Annotated in this window: 12 protein-coding genes; 3 read left to right on the top strand and 9 right to left on the bottom strand. The window is 60.7% G+C overall.

The window, feature by feature from the left end; all coding sequences use genetic code 11:
- On the bottom strand, positions 1-918 hold the full coding sequence (gene cysD, locus CRX69_RS08760) for a sulfate adenylyltransferase subunit CysD (RefSeq protein WP_003178041.1): 918 nt from the start codon (positions 916-918) through the stop codon (positions 1-3).
- A gap of 251 nt (positions 919-1169) precedes the next feature.
- Positions 1170-1928 carry a Nif3-like dinuclear metal center hexameric protein gene (locus CRX69_RS08750; RefSeq protein WP_047228650.1) on the bottom strand — a complete coding sequence of 253 codons (759 nt, stop codon included), beginning with the start codon at positions 1926-1928 and terminating at the stop codon, positions 1170-1172.
- Positions 1929-2032: 104 nt separating this feature from the next.
- Here CRX69_RS08750 and algW point away from each other — a divergent pair, with 104 nt between their 5' ends.
- The 3 genes from algW (at position 2033) to CRX69_RS08735 (ending at position 6200) form a co-directional block, all read left to right on the top strand.
- A complete protein-coding gene (gene algW, locus CRX69_RS08745; RefSeq protein WP_047228651.1) occupies positions 2033-3193 on the top strand; it encodes a Do family serine endopeptidase AlgW in 1161 nt (386 codons plus the stop codon).
- 169 nt (positions 3194-3362) lie between these two features.
- Entirely contained in the window at positions 3363-5468 is a 2106-nt protein-coding gene (locus tag CRX69_RS08740) for a TonB-dependent siderophore receptor (protein WP_107321882.1), read from the top strand.
- Between the two features lie 12 nt (positions 5469-5480).
- Positions 5481-6200 carry a DUF4198 domain-containing protein gene (locus tag CRX69_RS08735; protein WP_076383566.1) on the top strand — a complete coding sequence of 240 codons (720 nt, stop codon included), beginning with the start codon at positions 5481-5483 and terminating at the stop codon, positions 6198-6200.
- A gap of 195 nt (positions 6201-6395) precedes the next feature.
- On the opposite strand, the gene hisC is transcribed toward CRX69_RS08735, so the two are convergent.
- The 7 genes from hisC to CRX69_RS08700 form a co-directional block, all read right to left on the bottom strand.
- Complete coding sequence (gene hisC / locus CRX69_RS08730) at positions 6396-7448, bottom strand: histidinol-phosphate transaminase (RefSeq protein ID WP_107321881.1); 1053 nt, start codon at positions 7446-7448, stop codon at positions 6396-6398.
- Complete coding sequence (hisD, locus tag CRX69_RS08725) at positions 7445-8788, bottom strand: histidinol dehydrogenase (protein WP_047228655.1); 1344 nt, start codon at positions 8786-8788, stop codon at positions 7445-7447. Before hisD ends, hisC begins: the two co-directional genes overlap by 4 nt.
- Positions 8789-8911: 123 nt before the next feature.
- Complete coding sequence (gene hisG / locus CRX69_RS08720) at positions 8912-9547, bottom strand: ATP phosphoribosyltransferase (RefSeq protein ID WP_047228656.1); 636 nt, start codon at positions 9545-9547, stop codon at positions 8912-8914.
- A gap of 129 nt (positions 9548-9676) precedes the next feature.
- The gene (murA, locus tag CRX69_RS08715; protein ID WP_018614024.1) at positions 9677-10942 is read right to left on the bottom strand and encodes a UDP-N-acetylglucosamine 1-carboxyvinyltransferase; all 1266 of its coding nucleotides are present in this window, start codon (positions 10940-10942) and stop codon (positions 9677-9679) included.
- 22 nt (positions 10943-10964) lie between these two features.
- The gene (locus tag CRX69_RS08710) at positions 10965-11204 is read right to left on the bottom strand and encodes a BolA family protein (RefSeq protein ID WP_047228657.1); all 240 of its coding nucleotides are present in this window, start codon (positions 11202-11204) and stop codon (positions 10965-10967) included.
- Positions 11205-11318: 114 nt separating this feature from the next.
- Entirely contained in the window at positions 11319-11636 is a 318-nt protein-coding gene (locus CRX69_RS08705) for an STAS domain-containing protein (protein WP_047228658.1), read from the bottom strand.
- Entirely contained in the window at positions 11633-12286 is a 654-nt protein-coding gene (locus tag CRX69_RS08700) for an MlaC/ttg2D family ABC transporter substrate-binding protein (protein ID WP_107321880.1), read from the bottom strand. The genes CRX69_RS08705 and CRX69_RS08700 overlap by 4 nt, the downstream gene beginning before the upstream one ends.
- Positions 12287-12289: the final 3 nt, after the last annotated feature.

Below are 12289 nucleotides of genomic sequence, written 5' to 3'. Positions count from 1 at the left end.
TTAGAAATAACCCTGACGTTTCTTATCTTCCATCGAGCCTGCGCCATCGTGGTCGATGACCCGGCCCTGGCGCTCGGAAGTTCGCGTCAGGAGCATTTCCTGAATGATGTCCGTCAGGCTTTCGGCCTCGGACTCCACCGCGCCCGTCAACGGGTAGCAGCCAAGGGTGCGGAACCGCACTTTCTTTTTGACGATACGGGCTTTGTCTTCATCGGACAGGTGCTCGAGGATGCGCTCGTCGTCGATCATGATCAGCGTGCCGTTCTTCTCGATCACTTCGCGCTCGGCGGCGAAGTACAGCGGCACGATCGGGATGCCTTCGAGGTAGATGTACTGCCAGATGTCCAGCTCGGTCCAGTTCGACAGCGGGAATACGCGGATCGACTCGCCTTTGTTGACCTTGCCGTTGTAGACGTTCCACAGCTCCGGGCGCTGGTTCTTCGGATCCCAGCGATGCTTGCTGTCGCGGAACGAGTACACGCGCTCCTTGGCGCGGGACTTCTCTTCATCGCGGCGGGCACCACCAAAAGCGGCGTCGAAACCATACTTGTCCAAAGCCTGTTTCAGGCCTTCGGTCTTCATGATGTCGGTGTGCTTGGCGCTGCCGTGAGTAAACGGGTTGATGCCTTGCGCCACACCGTCCGGGTTCACGTGAGTGATCAGGTCCAGGCCCAGCTCTTCAACCATGCGGTCGCGGAACTTGTACATTTCCTGGAATTTCCAGCGGGTGTCGACATGCATCACCGGAAACGGCAGCTTGCCGGGGAAAAACGCCTTGCGTGCCAGGTGCAGCATCACGGCGGAGTCTTTACCGATGGAGTACAGCATCACCGGGTTATCGAACTCGGCGGCCACCTCGCGGATGATGTGGATGCTTTCCGCCTCCAGCTGTTTCAGATGCGTCAGTTTGTCGACCATGGCTACTCACGAAAACTTTCTTATGAACGGCCAGCGGGCCGTGTTCGAGCGGGGAATCCTAGCACAGCGACCTCTTCTAATCAGGGCGCCAACTAGATCGAAACAGCATATGGATATGCCTGCCGGTTCGGGCGTTGCGGTGGCCTCCGTGGGAGCAAAGCTTGCTCGCGATGACGTCGGCACATGCAATACCGCTATCGCGAGCAAGCTTTGCTCCCACAGGCCCGCTCCCACATTCAGTTCAGCGTTAGTCAGATGGGATTCGGGCAATCTATGAAGATATGCTCCAAAGCAAAGCGCCGCGCCAGGTAATCGCCCAATGCCTGCACACCATAGCGCTCGGTCGCATGGTGCCCGGCGGCGATGAAGCTGATGCCGTTTTCCCGGGCGCTGTGAAAGGTCTGCTCGGACGCCTCGCCACTGAGAAACAGATCAACCCCGGCCAGCACGGCCTGATCGATGTAGCCCTGGCCTCCGCCCGTGCACCAGCCGACCCGGCGGATCATCTGCTCGCCTTCGATCAACAAAGGTTCGCGGCCCATGACTTCCTGCACTTTACGGGCGAAGTCCCGAGGCGTCATCGGTTCGGACAAGGAGCCCACCAGGCCGACGACCTTGGGGTTGTCCGGGTCCAGCGGCCCTTCGACGGTAATGTCCAACTGGCGAGCCAATTGCACGTTATTGCCCACCTCGGCATGCAGATCCAGCGGCAAGTGGTAGGCCAGCAGACTGATATCGTGCTTGAGCAAGGTTTTGAGGCGACGTTGCTTCATGCCGGTGACGCACGGATTTTCGCCTTTCCAGAAATACCCGTGATGCACCAGCACCAGATCAGCGTCAGCCTCCACTGCAGCATCGAGCAATGCCTGGCTGGCGGTGACACCGCTGACTATGCGCGTCACCTGAGGGGCGCCTTCGACCTGCAAACCGTTGGGGCAGTAATCGGCAATCCTGGCGGCGGCCAGGTAACGATCCGCTTCTTCTACCAGGGTGTTCAGGGCTACGGCCATGAAAAGACTCCTAAATATCCCGTTCAGAGGCGCGCGCGGCCTCGTATAATGCGCGACATTATGGGCGGTCTCACACCGCCTGCAACCTTTGTAGGACGTGCTTAATGCTCAAGGCGCTGCGTTTTTCCGGCTGGCCTCTGTTGGCCGGCGTGCTTGTCGCTCTACTGATTATCCAGCGTTATCCGGAGTGGGTCGGCCTACCGAGCCTCGACGTCAACCTGCAGCAGGCGCCACAGACCAAGGCACTGCAACAAGGGCCGGTGTCCTACGCCGATGCCGTGACGATCGCGGCACCGGCCGTGGTCAACCTGTACACCACCAAGGTCGTCAACAAATCCAGCCATCCCCTGTTCGAAGACCCGCAGTTCCGGCGCTTCTTCGGCGACAACTCACCCAAGCAGAAACGCATGGAGTCGAGCCTGGGTTCGGGCGTAATCATGAGCCCTGAAGGTTATATCCTGACCAACAACCACGTCACCAGCGGCGCCGACCAGATTGTGGTGGCGCTCAAGGATGGTCGCGAAACCCTGGCCCGGGTGATCGGCAGCGACCCGGAAACCGACCTTGCGGTGCTGAAGATCGACCTGAAGAACCTGCCGGCCATCACCATTGGGCGTTCGGACAGCATCCGCATCGGCGATGTCACCCTGGCCATCGGCAACCCCTTCGGCGTCGGCCAGACCGTGACCATGGGCATCATCAGCGCCACTGGGCGCAATCAGTTGGGCCTGAACAATTACGAAGACTTCATCCAGACCGATGCCGCGATCAACCCCGGAAACTCCGGCGGCGCGCTGGTGGATGCCAACGGCAATCTGACCGGGATCAACACGGCGATCTTCTCCAAGTCCGGCGGCAGCCAGGGCATCGGTTTTGCGATTCCGGTGAAGCTGGCCATGGAAGTGATGAAGTCCATCATCGAACACGGCCAGGTGATTCGGGGCTGGCTGGGTATTGAAGTGCAGCCGCTGTCCCAGGAGCTGGCGGAGTCCTTCGGCCTGTCCGGGCGTCCCGGGATCGTGGTAGCAGGCATTTTCCGCGATGGCCCGGCCCAGAAGGCCGGCCTGCAACTGGGCGACGTGATCCTGAGCATCGACGGCGAACCCGCCGGTGACGGCCGTCGCTCGATGAACCAGGTGGCGCGGATCAAACCCACCGACAAGGTCGCCATCCAGGTGATGCGCAACGGCAAGGAGCTCAAGCTCACCGCAGAAATCGGTTTGCGCCCACCGCCGGCACCGGTGGTGGTGAAGGAAGAAGAGTAACTGCGCGATAGCAACGGCCTTGCTGGCCAAGGGTCCCTTGTGGTGAGGGAGCTTGCTCCCTCGCCACAAAAACCGTGTTCGCCTCGGTTATTTTAGTCGGCCAGGAATAGCATAAATTCTCATTAGTAGTGTTATATTGTTTCAATACTAAAAATTGGAACAAGATAACATGTCATCTCTAAAACGGATTTCCCTCGCCAGCCTGGCCTTGGGTCTGCTGGGTGACCCGGTGATCGCCGAGGAAATCCAGCCGATGGAACTGGACGCCATCAACGTCTCTGCCGACTACGAATCCCCTACCGGGCCGGTGACGGGCTATCGCGCCACTCGCTCCGCCAGCGCCACCAAAACCGACACCGCCCTGCGGGACATCCCGCAATCGATCAGTGTGATCCCCGCCAGCGTCCTCAATGATCTGGGCAGCACCAACGTCGAACGGGCCCTGGAATATGCCGGCGGCGTGTCAAAGCAAAACAACTTCGGCGGCCTGACACTCTACGAATACAGCGTGCGTGGCTTTACCACTTCGGAGTTCTACAAGGACGGCTTCAGCGCCAACCGCGGTTATCCGAGTACGCCGGATGCGGCCAACATTGAACGCATCGAGGTGCTTAAAGGACCGGCGGCCAGCCTGTACGGGCGCGGCGACCCCGGCGGTACGGTGAACATCGTCACCAAGAAGCCCCAGCCCGAAGCCTTCACCACCCTGCAAACCAGCGCCGGCAGTTGGGATCGCTACCGCACCGCGCTGGACGTCAACACACCACTGGACGCTGAGGGCAATGTGCTGTCGCGGGTCAACCTGGCGGTCGAGGACAATCACAGCTTTCGCGATCACGTCCAGAGCAAGCGCGTCTTCGTCGCCCCCTCCCTCAGTTGGCAACTGAGCCCCGATACGCGCCTGCTGGTGGAAAGCGAAATCGTGCGCCACAGTTCAACGTTCGATCGCGGCATCGTGGCGCCGAACAACCGTTGGAACGGTGTTTCCCGCTCGACCTTTTTGGGCGAACCCAACGACGGCGACATCGACAACCACAACAACATGCTCCAGGCGGCCCTCGAACATCAGCTCAACGACGCCTGGCAACTGCGCCTGGCCAGCCATTACAAACAGGGCGAACTCTGGGGATTCGCCTCCGAAGCGCGGCCGCTGAACGCCGACGGTCGTACGGTGAACCGCCGCTACCGCGAGCGCGACAACAATTGGCACGACAGCATTACCCAGCTTGAATTACGCGGACTGTTTGACCTCGGGCCCTGGCAGCACGAATTGCTGATCGGCACCGAATACGAGGACTATCGCAAGAACGAGCGCGTGACCACGATCAACGGTGGCACTTACCCCATCGACATCTATCAACCGGTCTATGGCCAGCCGAAACCTGATGGTCAACGTACCGGCACCGATTTTTTCGAGCGTGTGAAAAGCCGTGCGCTGAATCTTCAGGACCAGATCGTCTTCACCGACAAACTGCGGGGCATGCTCGGCGTGCGTTATGAGCATTTCGAGCAGAGCATTGACGACCACACCACGCAGCTCACCAGCCGCCAGCGTCATGACACCTTCACGCAACGGGCCGGCCTGCTGTACCAACTGACACCCGAGGTCGGACTGTTCGCCAACGCCTCCACCTCGTTCAAGCCCAACAATGGCCTGGATGCCGGGGGCAAAACCTTCGATCCGGAGGAAGGCGTTGGCTATGAAGTGGGGATCAAGAGCGAGCTGTTCGATGATCGCCTGAGCACCACCCTGGCGGCGTTCCATATCGAAAAGGAAAACGTCCTGGCGCGGGACCCGGCCACAGACTCCAACCGCGCCATGGGCAAGGCCCGCAGCCAGGGACTCGATCTGCAGCTCACCGGGCAGGTAACTGACGCCATCCGGGTGATCGGCGCCTTCGCCTACATCGATGCCGAAGTGACCAAGGGTGACGAAACCATTCCCACTGGCAGCCGGATTCTTGGCGTCGCCAAGCGCAGCGGCAGCCTGCTCGGCGTCTACGAATTCCAGGACGGCCACCTGCGCGGCTCCGACGTGGGTGCGGCATTCACATACGTCGGAGATCGCTCCGGCGAAGCCGGCAAGGACTTCGAACTGCCGGCCTACCACACCGTGGATCTGCTGGCCCATTACAAGGCCAGCGACAACGTCACCGTGGGCCTGAATCTGAACAACGTCTTCGACGAAAAATACTACGAGCGCTCGTACAGCAACTACTGGGTCAACCCCGGCGAGCCACGCAACTTTACCGTCAGCCTCACCCTTGATCTGTAAAAAGGAAAATCAATGAAATACCCCAAGACCTTCGCCCTTCTTAGCCTGTTCCTGGCCACCCAAGCCTCGGCCCATGGCCTGTGGACCGAACAACGGCGCGGCAACATCGAAGTGATCTACGGCCACGGCGCCGAGGACAATGCCTTCAAGGCGCAGAAAATCAGCGGTGCGTGGGCCTATGACCTGGGCGGCAAGATGATCCCGGTCACCGTCGAACGCTTGCCCGACCATGCTCGCTTGCAACCCCTCAAGCCACCGGCCGTGATGGCCGTGGAACTGGACAACGGCATGTGGTCCCAGACCGCTGACAAGAAATGGATCAACGAAGGCCGCAGCAAGGTGCCCGGGGCGATTGAATCGACCCACACCTTCAAGTACAGCCTGGCGATCTACGAGCCGGGAGCAAAGTTGCCGAAACTTGATCAGGTCAAGTTCCTGATCCTGCCGGAAGTCGACCCGCTGACCGTAGGCCCGGGCCAGCCACTGCCGGTACGGGTGCTGCTGGACGGTAAACCGGCGGCTGGGGTGAAGCTGGTGGGTGATTACCGCAGCGCACCGGACACCGTATCAGCAGAAACCGACGCCGAAGGCCGGGCCAAGGTGCTGGTGCGTAACGAGGGTTTGAATGTGATCGCCGCGCAGATGGAAATTGCGCTCAAGGACAACAAGGACGTGGCCACGCGCGGGGTGTTCACCTCGCTGACCTTCCTGGGTGAAGAGCATCACGAGTAAGGCCCAACAACTGTGGGAGCGAGTCTGCTCGCGATGACGGTGGATCAGCCAGATGGATGTTGACTGACACTACGCCATCGCGAGCAGGCTCGCTCCCACAGGGTGTCTCTGCTGGTTACAAAATTTGTATTCGCAACAACTCTACTGTGGAAGCGAGCCTGCTCGCGATAAGGCCATCAGCCCCCTTCCTTAACTTTAGAGTTCACCCAGGGCTTCGATCAGCGCCTGGTTCTGCTCCGGCGTGCCGATGCTGATCCGCAGGAATTGGGCAATCCGCTCCTGCTTGAAGTGCCGCACGATCACGCCTTGTTCGCGCAATTTCGCCGCCAGCCCTGCCGCATCGTGCCGGGGGTGACGGGCGAAGATGAAGTTGGCCGCCGAAGGCAACACGTCAAAGCCCTTGGCCTGCAACTGCGCCACCACCCATTCACGGTGCTCGATGACCAACCGGCAGGTCTGCTCGAAATACTCCCGATCGTCGAACGCCGCCGCGCCCCCGACATTCGCCAGGCGATCCAGCGGGTAGGAGTTGAAGCTGTTCTTGATCCGCTCCAGCGCTTCGATCAGGTCCGGATGGCCCACCGCCAGGCCCACCCGCAATCCTGCCAATGAGCGGGACTTGGACAGGGTCTGGGTCACCAGCAGGTTCGGATAGCGGTCCACCAGACTGATGGCGGTCTCGCCGCCGAAGTCGATATAGGCTTCATCAACCACCACCACCGAGTCCGGACTGGCCTTGAGGATCTGCTCGACCGCTTCCAGGGCCAGCAGGCAGCCGGTGGGAGCGTTCGGATTGGGGAAGATGATCCCGCCGTTTGGTCTGGCATAGTCCGCCGGGTCGATCTGGAACTGCGCGTCCAGCGGCACCGCGTCGAACTGGATGCCGTACAGCCCGCAATACACCGGATAAAAGCTGTAACTGATGTCCGGGAACAACAGCGGCTGATCGTGCTGCAGCAGCCCGTGGAAAATGTGCGCCAGCACTTCGTCCGAACCGTTGCCCAGGAACACCTGGTTGCTCTGCACACCGTAATAGCGGGCCACGGCGCTTTTCAGCAGATCGCTGTTGGGGTCTGGGTACAGGCGCAGGTTGTCGTTCAGCTCGGTTTGCATCGCCGCCAGGGCCTTGGGCGACGGGCCGTAGGGGTTCTCGTTGGTGTTGAGCTTGACCAGGCGGGTCAGCTTCGGCTGTTCGCCCGGCACGTAAGGCACCAGGTTCTTGACGAACGGGCTCCAGAATTTACTCATTTCAGTTTCCCCTGCCCTTCAATGGAGCGCTCATCAAGGATGCGGTATTCGGCACTGCGGGCGTGGGCGCTCAGCGACTCGCCACGGGCCAGCACCGAAGCGGTCTTGCCCAGTTCGGACGCACCTTGCTCGGAGCAGAAGATGATCGACGAACGTTTCTGGAAGTCATACACCCCCAGCGGCGACGAGAAACGCGCCGTACCGGAAGTCGGCAAGACGTGGTTGGGACCTGCACAATAGTCACCCAGGGCTTCGCTGGTGTGGCGGCCCATGAAGATCGCACCGGCGTGGCGGATCTGCGGCAGCCAGGCTTGCGGGTCAGCGACCGACAACTCCAGGTGCTCCGGCGCGATGCGGTTGGCGACCTCGATGGCCTGTTCCATGTTCTCGACCTTGATCAGCGCGCCACGGCCGTTGATCGAGGTGTTGATGATCTCGGCGCGGTCCATGGTCGGCAGCAGCTTGTCGATGCTGGCAGCCACTTTGTCGAGGAACTCGGCGTCCGGGCTGACCAGGATCGCCTGGGCGTCTTCGTCGTGCTCGGCCTGGGAAAACAGGTCCATGGCGATCCAGTCCGGGTCGGTCTGGCCGTCGCACACCACCAGGATCTCCGACGGGCCGGCGATCATATCGATACCGACCTGACCGAACACGTGGCGCTTGGCGGTGGCGACATAGATGTTGCCAGGCCCCACCACCTTGTCGACCCGCGGCACGCTCTCGGTGCCATAGGCCAGCGCAGCCACGGCCTGGGCGCCACCAATGGTGAACACCCGGTCCACCCCGGCGATGCAGGCAGCGGCCAGCACCAGTTCATTGATTTCGCCGCGCGGGGTCGGCACCACCATGACCACTTCGGTCACGCCAGCGACCTTGGCTGGGATCGCGTTCATCAACACCGAGGATGGATACGACGCCTTGCCACCCGGCACGTACAGACCGGCGCGGTCCAGCGGCGTGACCTTTTGGCCCAGCACCGTGCCGTCGGCTTCGGTGTAGCTCCAGGAGTCCTGTTTCTGCCTCTCGTGATAGTCGCGCACCCGCGATGCGGCTTTTTCCAGGGCTTCGCGCTGCGGCACCGTGATCCGGGTCAGGGCCAGTTCCAGGCGCTCGCGCGGCAGGATCAGATCAGCCATGGACGCCACTTGCAGGCCATCGAATTTCTGGGTGAATTCCACCAAAGCTGCATCGCCACGCTCGCGCACAGCCTTGATGATGTCCAGCACCCGCTGATTGACCGAGTCGTCAGACACACTTTCCCAGCTCAGCAGATGATCCAGATGATGTGCGAAATCCGGGTCGGCAGCGTTGAGTCGGCGAATCGAAGTGGGAGCGGTCATAGCGAGGGCCTCATTAATGGCAAATGCTCAGGCGCCCTAAGCTACCAGTCCATTCGCGTGGGCACCTGAGAAAATTGGCTATGACACGGATAGACGGGCGCGACTCAAGGTCGCGCAGGTGAATCAGCCGCGGTGTCGCGATTCCACTGCCTTGCGCAGGGTATCGATCAGAGCCTGGATACGGGCGTGCTGCATTTTCATCGAAGCCTTGTTGACGATCAGCCGGGAGGTGATGTCGGCAATGAAATCCTGGGGCTCCAGGCCATTGGCCCGCAGGGTGTTGCCGGTGTCGACCACATCGATGATCTTGTCCGCCAGGCCGATCAGCGGCGCCAGCTCCATCGAACCGTACAACTTGATGATATCGACCTGACGGCCCTGCTCGGCGTAATAACGCTTGGCAATGTTGACGAACTTGGTCGCCACCCGCAAACGGCCCTTGGGTTCTGGCGCACCGACTTTGCCGGCGGTCATCAGCTTGCAGCGGGCGATCCGCAGGTCCAGGGGCTCGTACAGGCCCTGGCCGCCGTACTCCATCAGCACGTCCTTACCGGCAACGCCCAGGTCGGCGGCGCCATGTTCAACGTAAGTCGGAACATCGGTGGCGCGCACGATCAGCAAGCGTACATCGGCTTGAGTCGTAGGAATGATCAGCTTGCGGCTCTTGTCCGGATTCTCGGTCGGCACGATGCCCGCTTCAGCCAGAAGCGGCAAGGTGTCATCAAGGATGCGGCCCTTGGACAGTGCAATGGTCAACATGGGAAACGTCAGTCCTTATCAAGGTACTCATGCCCGGTCGCAAGCGGCGCCGGACACACATCGAGGGTGTTACCACCCTCGACCTGAAACGAAATCAACAGGCGCGTCCCTGCGCCCATGCAGCCGGACCTAGCCCGGTACGCGACGGATCTTGGCGCCGAGCATCTGCAGTTTCTCTTCGATGCACTCGTAACCACGGTCGATGTGGTAGATACGGTCGATCAGGGTGTCGCCTTCGGCAACCAGGGCCGAAATCACCAGACTGGCCGAAGCCCGCAGGTCGGTGGCCATCACTGGCGCGCCCTTGAGTTTCTCGGTACCGGTCACGATGGCGGTGTTGCCTTCGACCTGGATCTTGGCGCCCATGCGGTGCAGTTCGTAGACATGCATGAAACGGTTTTCGAAGATCGTCTCGATCACCGCACCGGTGCCTTCGGCAATGGCGTTGAGGGAGATGAACTGCGCCTGCATGTCGGTCGGGAACGCCGGGTACGGGGCGGTCCGCACGTTGACGGCTTTAGGCCGCTTGCCGTGCATGTTCACTTCGATCCAGTCTTCGCCGCAGGTGACTTCGGCACCGGCTTCCTTGAGTTTCTCCAGGACGGCTTCAAGAATGGTCGGATCGGTGTCCTTGACCTTGACGCGGCCACCGGTGACAGCAGCAGCCACCAGATAGGTGCCGGTTTCGATCCGGTCCGGCATCACTTTGTAAGTGGCCGAATGCAGGCGCTCAACACCATCGATGGTGATGGTATCGGTGCCGGCGCCGCTGATCTTGGCGCCCATGGCGATCAGGAAGTTCGCCAGGTCGACCACTTCAGGCTCGCGAGCGGCGTTTTGCAGCACGCTGCGGCCCTTGGCCAGTGCGGCCGCCATCATGATGTTCTCGGTACCGGTCACACTGACGGTATCGAAGAAGAAGTGAGCGCCGCGCAGGCCGCCTTCAGGCGCCTTGGCCTTGATGTAGCCACCCTCGACGTCGATCACCGCACCCATGGCTTCCAGGCCGCGGATATGCAGGTCCACCGGACGCGAGCCGATGGCGCAACCACCCGGCAAGGCAACTTCGGCTTCACCAAAACGGGCGACCATCGGTCCCAGTACCAGAATCGACGCACGCATGGTCTTCACCAGTTCGTACGGGGCGATCAGGGTCTTGATGGTGCGCGGGTCGATCTCGACGCTGAGCTTTTCGTCGATCACCGGTTCAATGCCCATGCGACCGAACAGCTCGATCATGGTGGTGATGTCGTGCAAGTGCGGCAGGTTCGCCACGGTCACCGGGCCATCGCACAGCAACGTCGCGGCCAGGATCGGCAGGGCGGAGTTCTTTGCCCCGGAGATGCGGATTTCGCCATCAAGACGAACGCCGCCGGTAATAATCAGTTTATCCATAAGAATCTCGACGCCCTTGGGCTCAGGTGCGCTCGGCCCAGGCCGCGCGGCTGAAAAATTTCATAGTAACCGCATGGATGCTGCCATCGGCGATCCACGGGTTCAAATGGGCATAGATCTGCTGCTGACGCTTCACCGGGCTCAACGCCGCCAGTTCATCGCTGATCACGTTCAGCTGAAAGTTGCAGCCTTCGCCCTCAACTTCAATGACAGTTTCGGGCAGCTTTCCTTCAAGGAAGCTCTTCACTTCTACGGCCTGCATGCTCAACCTCTATCGGCGCCCTGTGCGCACGGGTCGCACATCATACAAAAAAGCCCCGCGCCTGCGAACCCCGCGAAGCAGGACTCTGACGGGGGGCTTTTTCAGGGATGTGGGTCAGGAGTGCACCAATAGTTCGGTCAGTTCGCTGACCTGGGCTATTTCGCGCATGTCTTCGGGCATCCCACGGATGCTCCAGGTTTTTCCGGCAGCTTTGGCGTCACGCATGAAGCACAGCAGCAGGGACAGGCCGACACTGCTGGACTTCTGCACCGCCGAGCAGTCAATGACCAGTTCTGCGGCGCCGGCGGAGCCGATCAGCGCCTGGCCCTGCTTGCGCAAGACCGGGCCAGTGCGATAGTCCAGCACGCCACTGAGCAACAGCTCGCCAGATTCGCCCAAACGAACGGCCGACTCACTCGCCAACTCACTCATTGCGCCTGCTTCTCTTGAGCATCCTGGGCAACTTCCTTGGCCTTGGCGACTTCACCGGCCCAACCGTCTATGGTTTTGTCCAGATCATTGCCGTTTTGCTGCATCGCATCAGCGAACTGATCGCGGAACAGCTTGCCGATGTTGATGCCATTGATGATCACGTTACGCACCCTCCACTCGCCATTGATTTTCTCGAGTGTGTAGGACACAGGGTAAATGGCGCCGTTATTGCCCTTGACCTGCATATCGACGCTGGTGCGGTTGCCGCTTTCGTCCTTGGCCGGCGAAACGGTGATGCCCTGGTTGTTGTATTCGAGCAAGGCGTTGCCGTAGAACTGCATCAGGCTGCGCTTGAAGTTTTCCTGGAAGCGTGTCATCTGCGCCGGGGTCGCCTTGCGCGAGTACTTGACGGTCATGATGCTTCGGGAAATACCGTCGGCATCCACCACGGGACCGACGATGCCGTTCAGCGCGTCGTAGAAAGCCCCCGGATCCTGCTTGTATTTCTCTTTGTTGGCGGCCAGGTCTGCCAGCAACCGGGTGGTAGTGTCCTGGATGATTTCATGGGCCGAAGGCGCGGCCACGGCGTTGGCCATCAGCGGCAGCGCCGCGAGCAGCACCAACAGGCTACGTCGCAAGATAGAGATCATTCA

It is taken from the genome of Pseudomonas rhizophila (assembly GCF_003033885.1).
GTDB lineage: Bacteria > Pseudomonadota > Gammaproteobacteria > Pseudomonadales > Pseudomonadaceae > Aquipseudomonas > Aquipseudomonas rhizophila.
The sequence above is the reverse complement of the archived record's forward strand: the minus strand, read 5'-3'. Positions and strand labels throughout refer to the sequence as shown.